Below are 15,842 nucleotides of genomic sequence, written 5' to 3'. Positions count from 1 at the left end.
CCCACCCGTCACGCCTTCGACCCCGCGGGCTCGGGCTTCCGGGCGTCGGCCGATTCCGGCTCGACGTAAAGAATCTTGGCTTTCATGTACGCGCGGGCCTGTGCAGCAGCCCAGGTCAGCGTTGCCGCGACGAGCGCACCGGCGAAAACCCGGTGATTGAACAGCGTGGTCTGCTTGAACACGGCCACAAACGTGAAAAGCAGCAGCAGCTGCACCGTGTAGAGCATCAGGCCCATCGCCTGGAACAAGTGGGGCAACGACTTCGCGGTCCGCTGCAGCACGACGACCCCGCCGCCCATGAAGAGCATCACAAGGACCGCGCCGAATGCCGCGCCGATCGCCCCTTTGCCACCGGCCAGCACAGCACCGACAACGACGGCGATCACACCGACGGCGGCCGTGGGCACGGCGGTATGGAGGAGCATTCGTGCGTCATTCGATTGCATGGCGGCAACTCCGCTGACGGGTTGGGGGGTGTCGTCATGGACGAGCGTAGGGCCCGGCCGAGGTCGCACCTCTCGCCAAAGCACCGCCGTACTGCGGTCCTTCGGCTCCATCGCCGGGTTTCGTGAACGGTATCACAAACTATTTGATGAGGTCTTTACCTAGTTGGTGTGCTGCCCATCACACATTCGAGCTAACCCCCGCACCAATGAGCTGACGGCCGGCCGTTTGTCTGATATAGCGCCGTTTTGTCCTGGCTCGCCAATTGCGGGAACTGCCGCCGATCGCGGTCGCGCCGGCCGGGATGTTGGGCGCCCCCTCCTCGCCGTGCTCAGCATCCTCCGGCATGCTCCGTAGGCTCCCCGACCAGCCGACAACCTGGATCACCGACTGTGAAGCCTATGGAGCAGTCGGCAGCCAAGCCCTCGCCCAACGACAGGGACGCGGGTGATCACAGATCCGTGAACACCCGCTCTTCGACACTGGCAAGACGTGGAGCTTGTTTACTGACGTTGCAGCCTCATTCGGACCGTCAGTGTCTCGGCCCGGAACTCTCCGCTCGCTCCGCTCTGGATGTCCAGCCCTTCAGCATGTGACGACCTTGCCCCAGTCCACCTACGGCTGCTGGGACTCAAGCCATCGGAACGACCATGATCCACTCATCCAGACCGTCGGGTACCTGACAGTTCGCGGGCTTGGACGACTGCACTTACCTCGTCGGAACCCCCAGTCGGCGCGCCTGGCACGGATGCGGCAAGCGCGGACAGTCCGAACGGCATGCGCCGAAGGCGGAAGCGGGCGGCAGTGGTACCCGGCCAGCCCGTGCCGCCGCGTCGCTGGTCAGACCATCTCGTTCACCCGCGTCGACCTCTGCCTGGCTGACCCACAGCCGGACCGTGGTTTCGGTCAGATCGAAGTCCTTGGCGATCCGACGGACCGAGCGGTCACCGCGTCGGCGCAGCTCGACGATCTCGGACTTGAACTCCGGCGTGAACGAACGGCGAGGGCGAGGGCTCTTCTCCCCATGATGGACATCCTCCCGGGGGGGGAAATCCTGATCTCGAATGTCCGTCAAAGCGGATCAAGCCCAGGATGGACCACAAACAAGGGGAGGCGGCGCCCCCCACAGGCACAAAGTACCCGCTTGGGAGACGCCGCCTCGCGGCGAGTCACTTGACCAAGGTCAGCAAGTCACCATCTTGTCGAACTCGGTCCAGGGCTGACTGGACATGAAGTTCTTCCTCTTCCCTGCCTTCACCACAATGCAGCTCGAGTCGTAGCCGTACTTGAAGATGGCCTTCAGCTTCTTGGCTTTCCGACACGTGTTGTGGACCTTAGCCAATTCGTAACCCTGGTAATTGGTGGTCTCCTTGACCTTGACGCAGGCCGGCTTTGCACCAAACGCCGCCGCTTCAGCAGCGACTCCCTGGGGGGCCTTCGTCACAGCAGTCGCCTCGCCGGTGGTCAGTCCGAGCGAGCCGCACAGTGCGATGGCGGCCACAGTCGTGCTCATGAACTTGCGCATACTTCCTCCCCGTGTTCTCAGATCAGGGGCAGCCTGGACACAGCCTGGTCATGGACGCGTCACCCCTGTTTGCACATGTCTACCACAGGCGAGATCACTAGCGACGCCAACGTAGCGACTTCACGGGGCACTAGCAGGGGCTCAATGACCGAGACTCCTGTTGCAGCGGCATTGGCATACTTGATCTATGCCGCAAACGAGGTCGGAGATGCCCGATAATGTTCCATGTGCCCGTGGACCATTAGCCCGGGCCAGAAATGAATCGAGCCATTCCCGCCCTCGCACACGTTCTGTCCGGTAGATAAGTGCGGAGCCAGATGACAACACTGCGGCGGCCCCTCGAGGAAGACGTAGCACACCTGTCATAGCGAGTGGCGACTGCCCGGGCATGGTTCAGCTTGTTGTTTGCCCGTTCGACTTGTTGATTGCCCGCTCAACGTTGTCGCGCTTCTTGTAACGGTCTTTGTCGAAGCCGGGTGGCCGTCCACCGCGTGAACTCTTGCGCAGGCGGGCGGGCTCTTTTCTCCACACTCGGCCAGCTCCACCATTACCTGGCGAACCATCAGAGATTCGTGGAAGCGAGGGTGAGCTCGCGACGCTGTCCGGACTTCTTGCGGGGTCCGCCTGTCCTGAGCCGTGGGAGCGGATCTTCTCCAGGACAGACCCCAGCTGGGTGCAGTCAACTACCTGGCCTCGGCGTGATGGCCAGCGACAGGCTAGGCCGTCCACGCTCCTGTGGAGCTTGGTGGTAAAACCGCCACCTAAGAGCGTGCCCAAGAACTCGCTTCTTCCCCACCTCAACCACTCCGCTGTGCAGGGAATCGGGTACGGATCACCTCGTCCTACTGCTGCAGGCCAACTCCGGGACCGAAGAAGGCTCGGACACCGGAACGGCAACCGCCGTTGGGCGGCCGCTGCGGCGGTAGCGCGGCAGGAGGAAGGACTCCGCCCAGCCAGTAGCCCCACGGGGGAAGCAGGTGCCACATGCGCCTTGTGCCAACGACGCCGGGCAGTCGCCCGCGACCTGCCGCCGGTGGCTGCATGACGATGAGCGGAGACACTGCCCCCAACTCAGGCCGTTACAGACGCACGGAAATGTTCCCGACAGTGGCCAGTATCGTCAGCTCGCCACCGATGGCGTGGAGGTAGGCAGCCATGGTGGAGGTGTCGAGGCGGGCCTGGCCACGCTCGATCTGACTGATACGTCCCTGTGTGACGCCCATCGCCTCAGCGGCCTGGCCTTGCGTCATTCCTTGAGCCTTCCGCAAAGCCGCAAGCTCGTGGCCACGCTCCGCATCGGCCATCTCCTGCTTGATGGCATCGATACGGGTGCGCTTCTCGGGGCCGATGTCGGCGGTGAGGTCAGCCATGCGTCCGAGCTTCATGTCTCCTCGTCCTCCTTCTCCAGTGCCTCGAGATAGGCCGTGAACTTGCGGTCTGCTTCCTTGATGGCTTTGGCGTACCAAGCATCCCACTGGCGCCTATCCGCTTTGTTCCCCGCCACGAGAAAGATCGCCCGCCTCGCCGGGTCGAAAATGAAGAGCATCCGGATGCTGACCGCAGCTCCACTGCGAGGCCGTAGTTCGCGCATGTTGTGGTACTGGCTGTTTTCGATGGTCCCGACGGTGGGACGCCGTAAAGCAGGTCCTGCTTCCTGCAGCCGCTCCAGCGCCGCAATCACGTGATCGTGACTGTCGGAGTCCTCCTTGGCGAGATTGTTGATCCACTCCAGTACGTCGCTGAAGAACCTGAGTTCGTACGGCCCATCCACTGCACCATATTAGCACGGTCTAATGTTTGGGGCTCCGGATCGGAAGAGCTCAGCGCCGCTTTGCCGCCTCGCTGTGCAGCGAAAGACCGGAGCGGGCGCCGATCGCAGTGGCGCCGGCCGGGATGCGGCGGCCCTTACCGCCCTCCTGCTCCACGGGCTCCCCAGCCGCATCGGCGGTTTCGGTGGTCCGGACGGTCCCGCTCGTCGCGACGCCCGCCTCGGAGAGCTCCGGCGCAGCCGCCGTGGACCGCCCGTCGCTGCGGTAGCGCGGCGGGAGGAAGGACTCCGCCCAGCGCGGTGCCCGGGGTGTGAAGCGCGGCATCAGCAGCAGGGCCAGGCCCACCGCGCTCAGCGCGACGATCAGCAGCACGATCCACACGCTCGCCGAGTTCACCGAGTACGCGACCGCGCCGAAGGCGATCAGCGCCGACCAGAAGTACATGATCAGGACGGCCCGGCTGTGCGAGTGGCCGATCTCCAGCAGACGGTGGTGGAGGTGCCCGCGGTCGGCTGCGAAGGGGGACTGCCCCTTCCAGGTGCGGCGCACGATGGCCAGCACCAGGTCCGCGACCGGCACCGCGATGATCGTCAGCGGAAGCAGCACCACCGGGATGTAGACCGGGACCGTGGCGTGCACCGCCGCCCGCTCCGACCCCGTGAAGATCTGGAGCAGGTCCGGGTCCACCTGGCCCGTGATGGAGATCGCACCGGCGGCCAGCACCAGACCGATCAGCATCGAGCCCGAGTCGCCCATGAAGATCCGCGCCGGGTGCATGTTGTGCGGCAGGAAGCCCAGGCACATGCCCATCAGGATCACGGCGAAGAGCGTCGCCGGCGCCGCCGCCTCGACCCCGTAGCCGAACCACATCCGGTACGAGTACATGAAGAACGCCGCCGCGGCGATGCAGACCATGCCCGAGGCCAACCCGTCGAGCCCGTCGACGAAGTTCACGGCGTTGATGGTGATGAGGACGAGCGCGACGGTGAGCAGTGTGCCCTGCATCGAGGTCAGCGAGACGGTGCCGACGCCGGGCACCGGAATCCACAGGATCGTCAGACCCTGCATGACCATCACGGCCGCAGCGATCATCTGGCCGCCCAGCTTGACCAGGGCGTCCACACCCCACTTGTCGTCCAGCACGCCCAGCAGCCAGATCAGCGCGGCGCCCGAGAGCAGCGCCCGCGGCTCGTTCGACAGCTCGAAGACGCTCTTGAGGTTGGTCAGATGGGCGGCGACCAGCAGCCCCGCGCACAGCCCGCCGAACATGGCGACGCCGCCGAGCCGCGGCGTCGGTTCGCGGTGCACGTCACGGGCACGGATCTCCGGCATCGCACCGACCGCGATCGCGAACTTCCGCACCGGGCCGGTCAGGAGATAGGTGACCGCGGCCGTGACGCACAGCGTCAGCAGGTATTCACGCACGGGCGTCCCCAGAGTTATCGCTGGCCATCTCAGCCCCACACACTAGCTTCTCGACACGGACTGCCGGGTCTGCCGGGACGCGTGCACATCACGCGTGCACGTGGTGGAGGACACCCGGCGGCCCCGGGTCGGTTGCACGGAGCCGTCTACCCGGGCGGCTCAGCCGGATACGCCGCGGGGTACGGAGGGAAGCTCCCAGCCAGTTCGCCGGCCCCCGCCCCGGCCCCCGGCTCCTGCCGCAGCGCCGCTCCCACCAGGGCCGCGATCCGCGCCATCTCCGTCTCCCCCATCCCCTGCGTGGTCACCGCGGCGCTGCCCAGCCGGATGCCCGTCGTCGGCGCGGGCGGCGCGACGCCGTACGGCAGACAGCAGGTGTCGAGGACCACACGCGCGGCGGCGCAGCGGCCGCGGGCCGTACGTCCGTCGAGGTCCAGCGGGGCGACGTCCGCGGTGATCAGATGGGTGTCGGTGCCACCGGTGGTGATCGCCAGCCCTTCGGCCTCCAGCCCTTCGGCCAGCGCCCGCGCGTTGGCCACCACCTGGTGGGCGTACGCGGCGAAGGCCGGGGTGGCGGCCTCCGCGAAGGCCACGGCCTTGGCGGCGATGGTGTGCATCTGGGCGCCGCCCTGAGTGAACGGGAAGACCGCCCGGTCGACCCGCTCGGCGAGATCGGCGCCACACAGGATCAGCCCGCCGCGCGGGCCCCGCAGCACCTTGTGTGTGGTGGCGCACACCACATCGGCGTACGGCACCGGATTGGGCGCCGCTCCCCCGGCGACCAGCCCGATCGGGTGCGCGGCATCGGCGATCAGATACGCGCCCACGTCGTCGGCGATCTCCCGGAAGGCCGCGTAGTCGGGGTGCCGGGGATAGGAGATCGAGCCGCAGACGATGGCCTTGGGCCGGTGCTCGTGCGCCAGAGCGCGGACCCGGTCGTAGTCGATCAGCCCGGTCCCGGGGTGCACCCCGTAGCCGACGAAGTCGAACCACCGGCCCGAGAAGTTCGACGGGGAGCCGTGGGTGAGGTGTCCGCCCTGGGGAAGGGCCATGGCCAGCACGGTGTCGCCGGGCCGCAGCAGGGCGGCGTAGGCCGCGAGGACGGCCGAGGAGCCGGAGTGCGGCTGGACGTTGGCGTGTTCGGCGCCGAAGAGGGCGGTGGCCCGCTCGGCGGCGAGCCGCTCGGCGAGATCGACCAGCTCGCAGCCGCCATGGTGACGGGCGCCCGGATAGCCCTCCGCGTACTTGTTGGCGAGCGGCGAGCCGAGCGCCGCGAGGACGGCCGGGGAGGTGAAGTTCTCCGCCGCGATCAGCTGGAGCCCTCCGGACTGGCGGCTGAGTTCCGCGAGCAGCAGTCCGGCCAGCTCGGGGTCCTGGCGGCGCAGCGCGTCGAAGTCCGGCCCCCACTGCGTACGTGTCGTCTCTGCGTCCGTCTCTACGTCGCTGACCGGCATCGCTGACATGGCTGGCTCCGGACATCAGGTGGGAGCGCCCCCCTGACGAAGTCTGGGGGAGGGTCATTGCCAATGTAGAGCCGGAGCGGTGGAGGCGCAGGTGCTCGGGTGCGAGCCGGCGGCTCAGGTCTTGGTGGGGACGCCGGTGAGAGCCGTGACGACCGGGTCCAGGGCCTGGTTGATCTCGTCGCCGATGCTGCGGAAGAAGGTGATGGGGGCGCCGTACGGGTCGTAGACCTCGTCGGCGTCCGGGCTGGGCGCCAGCAGCCAGCCGCGCAGCGCTGCCGCCGCCCGGACCAGGGCGCGGGCCCGGTCGACCACGGCGCCGGCGGGCTCCGGGTCGGGCAGTGTCGCCGGGTCTATGGCGCGCACCAGCCGGGTGAACTCCTTCAGGGTGAAGGTGCGCAGGCCCGCGGAGTGGCCCATGGAGATCACCTGGGCGCGGTGGTCGCGGGTGGCGGTCAGCACCAGGTCGGCGCGGATGACGTGCTCGTCTAGGAGTTCGCGGCCGACGAAGCCGGCCGGGTCCGCACCGAAGTCGGTGAGGACGGTCGCCGCGTGCGCCTCCATGGGGGCGCCCTCGTGCCCCCAGGTACCCGCGCTCTCCACGATCAGATCGCCGGTCAGCCGGTCGCCGAGGCGGTCCGACAGGGCATGGCGAGTCAGCCGCTCGGTGATCGGCGAGCGGCAGACATTGCCGGTGCTGACGTGGAGGATGCGGAAGGGGTTGTCGGTACTGCCCGCTATGCCACGCCCCTCAGGGGCGGTCAATTGGCCACCTCGAGGTCGGGTACGACCTCCCGGAGCTCCTCGGCGGAGAGCGCGCCCGCGCGGAGCAGCACGGGCACCTTGCCGGTGACGTCGACGATCGAGGACGGCACGGCGGCGGGGGTGGGCCCCCCGTCGAGGTAGACGGAGACCGAGTCGCCGAGCATCTCCTGGGCAGCGTCGCAGTCCTGCGGTGAGGGGTGCCCCGTGAGGTTGGCGCTGGAGACGGCCATCGGGCCGACCTCGGTCAGCAGCTCGATGGCGACCGGGTGCAGCGGCATCCGTACGGCGACGGTCCCGTGGCTCTCGCCCAGGTCCCACTGCAGCGACGGCTGGTGCTTGGCGACAAGGGTGAGCGCACCGGGCCAGAAGGCGTCGACCAGCTCCCAGGCCTGCTCGGAGAAGTCTGTGACCAGGCCGTGCAGGGTGTTCGGGGAGCCGACGAGGACGGGCGAGGGCATGGTGCGTCCCCGGCCCTTGGCCTCCAGGAGGTCGCCGACGGCCTCGGCGGCGAAGGCGTCCGCACCGATGCCGTAGACGGTGTCGGTGGGCAGCACGACCAGTTCGCCGCGGCGGACGGCGGAAGCGGCTTCGCGCAGACCGGTCTGCCGGTCGGTCGCGTCGGTGCAGTCGTAGCGCCGTGCCATTAACGGGCCTCCTCTGGCTGGGACATGTCCGGGTTCTTCACGGCATAGCCCTTCGCGCTGTGGCAAACCGCGGCCGGTTGTTGAGGTCGGGGTGGTCGGCGGCGTCGGCCCAGCCCCGCTCCTCGGTGAAGATCCACGGGACCTGGCCGCCCTGGGTGTCGGCGTGTTCGATGACGACGACGCCGCCGGGGCGCAGCAACCGGTGGGCGGTGCGCTCGATACCGCGGATGGTGTCGAGGCCGTCCTCGCCGGAGAAGAGCGCCAGCCCGGGGTCGTGGTCGCGGGCCTCGGGGGCGACGTACTCCCACTCGGTGAGCGGGATGTACGGCGGGTTGGAGACCACCAGGTCGACCTGGCCGTCCAGTTCGGGCAGGGCCGTCAGGGCGTTGCCGTGGTGCAGCTGGACCCTGGACCCCTCGACGTTCTTGCGGGCCCACCGGATGGCGCCCTCGTCGAGCTCGACGGCGTGCACCCGGGACCGCGGCACCTCCTGGGCCAGCGCGAGCGCGATGGCGGCCGAGCCGGTGCACAGGTCGACGATCAGCGGCTCGACGACGTCCATGGCGCGTACGGCGTCTATGGCCCAGCCGACGACCGACTCGGTCTCGGGGCGGGGCACGAAGACACCGGGGCCGACCTGGAGTTCCAGATAGCGGAAGAAGGCGCGGCCGGTGATGTGCTGGAGGGGTTCGCGGGCTTCCCGGCGGGCGACCGCCTCCCAGTAGCGGGCGTCGAAGTCGCCGTCGGCGACGGCGTGCAGCTCACTCCGCTTCACGCCGTGGACGAACGCCGCGAGTTCCTCCGCGTCGAAGCGCGGTGAGGGCACGCCGGCGTCGGCCAGCCGCTGGGTCGCCTGGGCCACCTCGGCGAGCAGCAGTGAGCGTGGGTACGGCCCGCGGCGGAGCCGCTGGGGGTCGCTGTGCCCCCCGGAAGAATGCTGCATGGTCCTCCACCCTGTCCGTACGAGGGTTACTGCGCGGCCGCGAGCTTGGCGGCGGAGTCGGCGTCGACGCAACGCTGGATCACCGGGTCCAGCTCGCCGTCGAGCACCTGGTCCAAGTTGTACGCCTTGAAGCCGACGCGGTGGTCGGAGATCCGGTTTTCCGGGAAGTTGTACGTCCGGATGCGCTCGGAGCGGTCGACCGTACGGACCTGGCTGCGGCGGGCGTCCGCGGCCTCCTTCTCGGCCTCCTCCTGCGCCACGGCCAGCAGCCGGGCGCGCAGGATCCGCAGCGCCTGCTCCTTGTTCTGGAGCTGGCTCTTCTCGTTCTGGCAGGAGGCGACGATGCCGGTGGGGACGTGGGTGATACGTACCGCCGAGTCCGTGGTGTTGACCGACTGGCCGCCGGGGCCGGAGGAGCGGTAGACGTCGATCCGCAGGTCGTTCGCGTTGATCTCGACATCGACGTCCTCGGCCTCGGGGAGCACGAGCACGCCCGCGGCGGAGGTGTGGATACGGCCCTGGGACTCGGTGGCGGGAACCCGTTGCACACGATGCACCCCGCCCTCGTATTTGAGCCGGGCCCAGACACCCTGACCTGCCTCCGCAGTGGCGTTCCCCTTGAGCTTCACCGCGACCTGGACGTCCTTGTAGCCGCCGAGGTCGGACTCGTTGGCCTCGATGATCTCGGTCTTCCAGTTGTTGCGCTCGGCGTACCGCAGATACATGCGCAGCAGGTCACCGGCGAAGAGCGCGGACTCGTCGCCGCCCTCGCCCGCCTTGATCTCGAGGATGACGTCCTTCTCGTCGCTGGGGTCGCGCGGCACGAGCAGCAGCCGCAGCTTCTCGGTCAGCGACTCGCGCTGCTTCTCCAGCTGCTTGACCTCGGCGGCGAACTCCGGGTCGTCGGCGCCCAGTTCGCGGGCGGTCAGGATGTCGTCGCCGAGCGCTTTCCAGGAGCGGTACGTGCCGATGATCGGGGTCAGCTCGGCGTAACGCTTGTTGAGCTTGCGCGCGTTGGCCTGGTCGGCGTGGACCGCGGGGTCGGCGAGCCTCTTCTCGAGATCGGCGTGCTCGCCGATCAGTTCCTCGACCGCCTCGAACATCGGGACTCGTTCCTTGAAAGGGGTGGGTGCATACGGGACCTGCGGGACGACAAAGCGCCGGTCCGGTCACCCCTGGGCAGGGGCGACCGAAGACCGGCGCCTGCGGGTCGCTACTTCTTGCCGGACCCGGCGCTCTTGCCGAAGCGGGCCTCGAAGCGGGCCACACGGCCACCGGTGTCGAGGATCTTCTGCTTGCCCGTGTAGAACGGGTGGCACGCGGAGCACACATCGGTACGGATGTTGCCGTCGCCGACGGTGCTACGAGTGGTGAACGAGGCTCCGCAGGTGCAGCTGACCTGGGTCTCGACGTACTCCGGGTGGATGTCGCGCTTCAAGGGATCTCCTAGGTTCGGGAGGGCGCCGGGTCGTATGCGCGGGATGCGCTACGTGAACCGGGGCCGACGTACCAGTCTGCCAGCACTGGCCGTATCTCCCAAAACCGGGGGGTGAGGCGATCTATTCCCCGGGGGCCCGGCGGGGGCCGCCCGGGCTCACCGGAGGCTCTGCGGGCTCACCGGAGGCTCAGCGCCGGCCGGAACGGGGGGGTCGGCCGGGGGCTCAGCGCCGGCCGGGAGGGGCCGCCGGGAGCCCGGGAGGCAGGATCCGCCCGAGGTACCGCTCGGCGCCGCCCGAGGGCCGTACCCGCAGCTCAGGAGCTCTTGACGACCCCGGTGGCACCGGCCCGGTCACCGGCTGTGCCCTTGGTCGCGGACTTCGGTACGGGCCGGTCGTGCAGCAGCGCGTTCCAGACCTCCCTGCTCTGCTTCTCCATGGGCAGGACGCGGTTGGGGTCGTCCTTGTCGTAGTTCACCGGAAGGGTGACCATGTTCATGTCGTTGCCCTCGATGCCCTTGAGGCCCTTGGTGAAGCTGACCAGCTTGTTGACGGAGGAGAGCTCGGAGTCCGTGGTGACGGTCCGGGTCGCGGTGTCCGCGAGGCCGTAGAGCTTGCCCGGGTCGCCGAACACGTCGACGTGCTTGACCTGGCTGATCAGCGCCTTGAGGAAGGCCTGCTGGAGCTGTATGCGCCCGAGATCGCTGCCGTCCCCGACCGCGTGCCGGGTCCGTACGAGGCCGAGGGCCTGCTCGCCGTCCAGGGTGTGCTTGCCGGGCTGCAGGTCGAGCTTGCTCGACTTGTCCTTGATGGGCTCGCTGGTGTCGACGGGCACCCCGCCCAGCTCGTTGATCAGCTTCTTGAAGCCGGTGAAGTCGACCTCGACGTAGTGGTCCATGCGGATGCCGGACATCTTCTCGACGGTCTTCACGGCGCAGGCCGGGCCGCCGGCCTGGTACGACTCGTTGAACATCCCCCGCTCCACGGCCGGGGAGGTGCCCCCCGAAGGCTTCTTGCACTCCGGGCGGCCGACCATGGTGTCGCGCGGGATGCTGACGACGCTGGCCTTCTTGTGGCCCTTGTGGACGTGCAGAACCATCGCGGTGTCCGCGCGCTCGCCGCTGCCGTCGTCGCCGTACTTGCCGTTGGCGCCCGCACGGGAGTCGGACCCCATGAGCAGGATGTCCATCGAACCGTTGTCGACATTGTGCGGGCGGTCGGTGCCCAGGGCGGCGTTGATGTCCACGCCCTTGAGGTTGCCGTCGAGCTGGAAGTAGACGTATCCGAGACCCGCTCCGCCGAGCAGCGTCAGTCCGGCGGCCGACCACGCGGTGATCGTAAGGGCCCCGCGGCGGGCGCCGGGCGCCTTACGGCCGCGGCCGGTGGCACGTATGCCGCCCGGTCGCTCCTGCGGGGTCATGCTCTCGTCGGACATCTGCTCCTCAGTCCTCGCTGTCTCGTCCGGGTTCCCCGTTGCCCCGTGCCGACACGGTCGGGTGGAAAGTCGCCACCGGTCAGGACGGCGGCTCCCGCAGCAGGGTTGCACGGCGTGCCTAAGGGCTCTCTAAGAAGGCGTCGGCCGCGGCCTTCCGGACGCGGGCCGGGGGCGACCCCCTCACCTGCTGTTTCAGCCGAAAAAGTGGTACGGAATCCAGCCAGTTCCGATCTTCACGGGTGTGTCGAAGGTCTCGGCGGAGGCCCTTGCCGTCGCATGGGCGAGGCCACATCATGCCCCAGCGCGTACGGAGGCGCGGCAGACGCCGCCGTCACCTGAAGTCGCCGTGACCGCCCGGGCAGTTGGCGGCCGTAGAACCGCTGCCCGTGCTGATCCGGGCCTGTACGCACGGGCGGACGGGCGGACGGGCGGCACAACGCAGAACCTCCCCGTCACCGTGGTGACGGGGAGGCCCTGGTGGTACGGCCGGTACGGACCCGGAATCAGTCGCCGTTCCCGGGGGTCGGCGTCGTCTTCTGGATCTGCAGCAGGAACTCGCCGTTGCTCTTGGTCTGCTTCATCTTGTCCAGCAGCAGTTCGATGGCCTGCTGGGAGTCCAGCGCGTGCAGCACGCGGCGGAGCTTCCAGGTGACGGCCAGCTCGTCGCTGCCGAGCAGGATCTCTTCCTTACGGGTACCGGACGCGTCCACGTCCACCGCCGGGAAGATGCGCTTGTCGGCGAGCTTCCGGTCGAGCTTGAGCTCCATGTTGCCGGTGCCCTTGAACTCCTCGAAGATCACCTCGTCCATCCGCGAGCCGGTCTCGACCAGCGCGGTGGCCAGGATGGTCAGTGAGCCGCCGTCCTCGATGTTCCGCGCCGCACCGAAGAAGCGCTTCGGCGGGTAGAGCGCGGTCGAGTCGACACCACCGGACAGGATGCGGCCGGAGGCGGGCGCCGCGAGGTTGTACGCGCGGCCCAGGCGGGTGATGGAGTCCAGCAGCACGACCACGTCGTGGCCCAGCTCCACCAGGCGCTTGGCCCGCTCGATGGCGAGCTCGGCGACGGTGGTGTGGTCCTCGGCGGGGCGGTCGAAGGTCGAGGAGATGACCTCGCCCTTGACCGACCGCTGCATGTCGGTGACCTCTTCCGGACGCTCGTCGACCAGGACGACCATCAGGTGGCACTCGGGGTTGTTGTGCGTGATCGCGTTGGCGATCGACTGCATGATCATGGTCTTGCCCGCCTTCGGCGGGGACACGATCAGACCACGCTGGCCCTTGCCGATCGGTGCGACCAGGTCGATGATCCGCGGCGTCAGCGCGCCGGGCTCGTTCTCCAGGCGCAGCCGGTCCTGCGGGTACAGCGGGGTCAGCTTGTTGAACTCCGGGCGCCCGCGGCCGGTTTCGGGCGCCATGCCGTTCACCGAATCGAGGCGGACGAGGGCGTTGAACTTCTCGCGCCGCTCGCCTTCCTTCGGCTGGCGGACCGCGCCGGTGACGTGGTCGCCCTTGCGCAGGCCGTTCTTACGGACCTGGGCGAGGGAGACGTACACGTCGTTCGGGCCCGGGAGGTAGCCGGACGTCCGGATGAACGCGTAGTTGTCGAGGATGTCGAGGATGCCCGCGACCGGGATCAGGACGTCGTCCTCGGAGACCTGAGGCTCGTTGCCGAACTCCTCGCGGCCGCGGCGTCCGCGGCGGTCGCGGTAGCGGCCCCGGCGGCCGCGCCGACCGCCCTCGAAGTCGTCGTCGTCCTGCTGGCCGCCACCCTGGCCGCCCTGGCCTCGGCCGTCCCGCTGCTGACGGTTGCCGCCGCCCTGGCCGCCGCCGTCGCCGTCGCCGCCCTTGCCGCGGCGGTCGCGCTGGCCGCCACCACGCTCACGGCGGTCGCCCTTCTGGCCCTGGCCCTGGCCGCGGTCCTGGCGGTCCCCGCCCTTGGTCCGGCCCTCGGCGGTGTCCGTTGCGGCCTCCGCCTTGGCGTCGGCCTTGGCATCGGCCCTGCCTTCGGCCCGGGTCTCGACACGGGTATCGAGCTTGGTGTCACCCGCCTCGATGGTCTCGGGGCTGCCCGCCTGCGCGGTGGCGCGCCGTCGGCGGCGCTCACCGGCAGGCTGCTCGTCGCTGGCCGGCTGACCGGGAATCTCGATCTGCTGCTGGGCGGTGGCCTTCTCGGCCGGCGCCTCGGCGCCCGATCCGGCGTCACCCGTACGGGCCTTGGAGGTGGCACGGCGCTTCGGCTTGGTCTCGGCCTCTGCGGCCGCGGAGTCTCCCCCACCGGAGGCGGCGGAGGCGTCGGCGGACTTGGCGGGGGCCGAGCCACCCGTCTGCTTCTCCTTGATGACCTCGATCAGCTGGCTCTTGCGCATCCGCGCAGTGCCCTTGATACCGAGGCCGGAGGCGACCTGCTGCAGCTCTGCCAGGACCATGCCGTCGAGGCCGGTGCCGGAGCGGCGGCGACGAGGGGCGGCAGTGGTAGCACCGGTGGCAGGCGCGGCAGGAGCGTCCGTGGCGGGCGCGGAGGCAGAGCCGACCGTGTTGTCGGCGTTCACGCCCATCAGATCGGTGGTGTCGCTCACGAAGGGTCCTTCCCTGGAGCGGGCGTCGGCCTGTCTGGCTCGGCGACCGGTTGTGCTGTCCGGCTTACGGTCCTAGGTCTGTGGATCGGGCCGGGGCGGTGGTCCGCCGGTACGGCGGAGAGAACATTGATGATTCCGGCGCGTCGCGCCGACTCCGGAGCGTGCCGAAATCTGCTCAGGCAGGCTGCTCAGGCAGTTTGGGAGGCTCCCGGAAGAGGGGTGGCCCCGAAGGGGGACACAGAGCACCGCACCGTTGAGGTGCCGGGTGCAGACTTGAGGTTAACACTACCGGATCCAACAAACATTCCCCCTCTCCAAGACCGGCAATCGTGTGTCATGCCAGGGGCAGGACGCTCGCGCCCGCTCCATCCAGGGCCAGGCGGTTCGCCGCCCACCCCTCGCCCGCCAGCTGCGCGACCTTGTCGGCCGCGCTGTCCTCGGCCAGCGCGAGAACCGTCGGCCCCGCACCGGAGATGACCGCGGGGACGCCATCCGCGCGCAGCCGGTTGACCAGCGCGATGCTCTCGGGCATGGCCGGAGCACGGTATTCCTGGTGCAGCCGGTCCTCGGTCGCCGCGAGCAGCAACTCCGGACGTCTGGTCAGCGCTTCGACCAGCAGCGCGGCGCGCCCCGCGTTGGCCGCGGCGTCGACATGCGGGACCGTCCGCGGCAGCAGCCCGCGGGCCGTCTCGGTGAGCACCGGACTGGCGGGCACGAAGACCACCGGAACGATGGACTCTGCGGGCTCCATCCTGATCGCCCGGGCCGCCCCCGCATCGGTCCAGGCCAGGGTGAACCCCCCGAGCAGGCACGCGGCGACGTTGTCCGGGTGACCCTCGATCTCGGTGGCCAGCTCGAGCAGCGCCGTGTCGCCGAGCTTCTCGGCCCCGCCTATGGTCACGGCGCGGGCGGCGACGATGCCCGCGCAGATGGCCGCCGAGGACGAGCCGAGGCCGCGGCCGTGCGGAATACGATTGGCGCAGACCAGCTCGAGACCCCGCGGCTGGCCTCCGAGCAGATCGAACGCCGTCCGGAGGGACCGTACGAGCAGATGACTCTCGTCCCGCGGCAGGGTCTCGGCGCCCTCGCCGGCGATGTCGATGTGCAGACCGGCGTCGGCGACCCGGAGGACGACATCGTCGTACAGCCCCAGGCCCAGGCCGAAGGCGTCGAAGCCCGGGCCGAGATTGGCACTGGTGGCGGGGGTGCGCACCCGTACGGCGGCTGCGCGGAATGCTGGACCGGCCATCCCTCGATGACTCTCCTTGGTCTGGAACGTGGAACTCTCCCCTGGGCCCGGCGGCAGACCGCGCATCAGTGGCGGAAAAGCTGCGGCGGGGCGGGGTTCGATTGCCAGCCTATCGAAGGAAGGTTCTGTCGCGACATAGGGCGCACGGGAGGCGCACGATGCGTGTCGGACACC

At 69.0% G+C, this 15,842-nt stretch carries 15 protein-coding genes; all 15 read right to left on the bottom strand.

The window, feature by feature from the left end:
• Nucleotides 1–8: 8 nt before the first annotated feature.
• The 15 genes from ABZW18_RS21775 to thrB all read right to left on the bottom strand — a co-directional run bounded on the left by ABZW18_RS21775 (nt 9) and on the right by thrB (nt 15,668).
• Nucleotides 9–446, bottom strand: a complete 438-nt coding sequence (locus tag ABZW18_RS21775; protein ID WP_356189768.1) for a hypothetical protein — start codon at nt 444–446, stop codon at nt 9–11.
• A 707-nt stretch (nt 447–1,153) separates the two neighbouring features.
• Complete coding sequence (locus ABZW18_RS21770) at nt 1,154–1,519, bottom strand: transposase (RefSeq protein ID WP_356189766.1); 366 nt, start codon at nt 1,517–1,519, stop codon at nt 1,154–1,156.
• 108 nt (nt 1,520–1,627) lie between these two features.
• Complete coding sequence (locus ABZW18_RS21765) at nt 1,628–1,969, bottom strand: hypothetical protein (protein WP_356189764.1); 342 nt, start codon at nt 1,967–1,969, stop codon at nt 1,628–1,630.
• Nucleotides 1,970–3,048: 1,079 nt separating this feature from the next.
• On the bottom strand, nt 3,049–3,354 hold the full coding sequence (locus tag ABZW18_RS21760; protein WP_356189762.1) for a helix-turn-helix transcriptional regulator: 306 nt from the start codon (nt 3,352–3,354) through the stop codon (nt 3,049–3,051).
• Nucleotides 3,351–3,740 (bottom strand): type II toxin-antitoxin system RelE/ParE family toxin, encoded by a 390-nt coding sequence (locus ABZW18_RS21755; protein ID WP_356189760.1) that lies wholly within the window; start codon nt 3,738–3,740, stop codon nt 3,351–3,353. The genes ABZW18_RS21760 and ABZW18_RS21755 overlap by 4 nt, the downstream gene beginning before the upstream one ends.
• 49 nt (nt 3,741–3,789) lie before the next feature.
• Complete coding sequence (locus ABZW18_RS21750; protein ID WP_356189828.1) at nt 3,790–5,175, bottom strand: MraY family glycosyltransferase; 1,386 nt, start codon at nt 5,173–5,175, stop codon at nt 3,790–3,792.
• Between the two features lie 134 nt (nt 5,176–5,309).
• Nucleotides 5,310–6,614: a serine hydroxymethyltransferase gene (locus ABZW18_RS21745; RefSeq protein WP_356189826.1), complete on the bottom strand. Its 1,305-nt coding sequence runs from the start codon at nt 6,612–6,614 to the stop codon at nt 5,310–5,312.
• Nucleotides 6,615–6,737: 123 nt separating this feature from the next.
• The gene (locus ABZW18_RS21740) at nt 6,738–7,385 is read right to left on the bottom strand and encodes a protein-tyrosine-phosphatase (protein WP_356189759.1); all 648 of its coding nucleotides are present in this window, start codon (nt 7,383–7,385) and stop codon (nt 6,738–6,740) included.
• Nucleotides 7,382–8,029, bottom strand: coding sequence for an L-threonylcarbamoyladenylate synthase (locus ABZW18_RS21735; RefSeq protein ID WP_356189757.1), 648 nt, complete (start codon nt 8,027–8,029; stop codon nt 7,382–7,384). Before ABZW18_RS21735 ends, ABZW18_RS21740 begins: the two co-directional genes overlap by 4 nt.
• Before the next feature lie 37 nt (nt 8,030–8,066).
• Complete coding sequence (gene prmC, locus ABZW18_RS21730) at nt 8,067–8,972, bottom strand: peptide chain release factor N(5)-glutamine methyltransferase (RefSeq protein WP_356189755.1); 906 nt, start codon at nt 8,970–8,972, stop codon at nt 8,067–8,069.
• 26 nt (nt 8,973–8,998) lie between these two features.
• Nucleotides 8,999–10,075 carry a peptide chain release factor 1 gene (gene prfA / locus ABZW18_RS21725; RefSeq protein WP_356189753.1) on the bottom strand — a complete coding sequence of 359 codons (1,077 nt, stop codon included), beginning with the start codon at nt 10,073–10,075 and terminating at the stop codon, nt 8,999–9,001.
• Nucleotides 10,076–10,185: 110 nt separating this feature from the next.
• Nucleotides 10,186–10,410, bottom strand: coding sequence for a 50S ribosomal protein L31 (gene rpmE, locus ABZW18_RS21720; RefSeq protein ID WP_356189751.1), 225 nt, complete (start codon nt 10,408–10,410; stop codon nt 10,186–10,188).
• A gap of 314 nt (nt 10,411–10,724) precedes the next feature.
• On the bottom strand, nt 10,725–11,843 hold the full coding sequence (locus tag ABZW18_RS21715; RefSeq protein ID WP_356189749.1) for an LCP family protein: 1,119 nt from the start codon (nt 11,841–11,843) through the stop codon (nt 10,725–10,727).
• 503 nt (nt 11,844–12,346) lie between these two features.
• Nucleotides 12,347–14,419, bottom strand: coding sequence for a transcription termination factor Rho (gene rho, locus ABZW18_RS21710; RefSeq protein ID WP_356189747.1), 2,073 nt, complete (start codon nt 14,417–14,419; stop codon nt 12,347–12,349).
• 334 nt (nt 14,420–14,753) lie between these two features.
• A complete protein-coding gene (thrB, locus tag ABZW18_RS21705) occupies nt 14,754–15,668 on the bottom strand; it encodes a homoserine kinase (RefSeq protein WP_356189745.1) in 915 nt (304 codons plus the stop codon).
• Between the last annotated feature and the right edge of the window lie 174 nt (nt 15,669–15,842).

Source organism: Streptomyces sp. NPDC004647 (assembly GCF_040609575.1).
Classification (GTDB): Bacteria; Actinomycetota; Actinomycetes; order Streptomycetales; family Streptomycetaceae; genus Streptomyces.
This window is presented reverse-complemented; position numbering and strand designations above follow the sequence as displayed.

Excerpts from the sequence above, each read along its gene's own strand:
- prfA (WP_356189753.1), bottom strand. The coding sequence starts at position 10,075 with ATGTTCGAGGCGGTCGAGGAACTGATCGGCGAGCACGCCGATCTCGAG.
- ABZW18_RS21765 (WP_356189764.1), bottom strand. The coding sequence starts at position 1,969 with ATGCGCAAGTTCATGAGCACGACTGTGGCCGCCATCGCACTGTGCGGC.
- thrB (WP_356189745.1), bottom strand. The coding sequence starts at position 15,668 with ATGGCCGGTCCAGCATTCCGCGCAGCCGCCGTACGGGTGCGCACCCCC.
- prmC (WP_356189755.1), bottom strand. The coding sequence starts at position 8,972 with ATGCAGCATTCTTCCGGGGGGCACAGCGACCCCCAGCGGCTCCGCCGC.
- ABZW18_RS21775 (WP_356189768.1), bottom strand. The coding sequence starts at position 446 with ATGCAATCGAATGACGCACGAATGCTCCTCCATACCGCCGTGCCCACG.
- ABZW18_RS21715 (WP_356189749.1), bottom strand. The coding sequence starts at position 11,843 with ATGTCCGACGAGAGCATGACCCCGCAGGAGCGACCGGGCGGCATACGT.
- ABZW18_RS21745 (WP_356189826.1), bottom strand. The coding sequence starts at position 6,614 with ATGCCGGTCAGCGACGTAGAGACGGACGCAGAGACGACACGTACGCAG.
- ABZW18_RS21760 (WP_356189762.1), bottom strand. The coding sequence starts at position 3,354 with ATGAAGCTCGGACGCATGGCTGACCTCACCGCCGACATCGGCCCCGAG.
- ABZW18_RS21735 (WP_356189757.1), bottom strand. The coding sequence starts at position 8,029 with ATGGCACGGCGCTACGACTGCACCGACGCGACCGACCGGCAGACCGGT.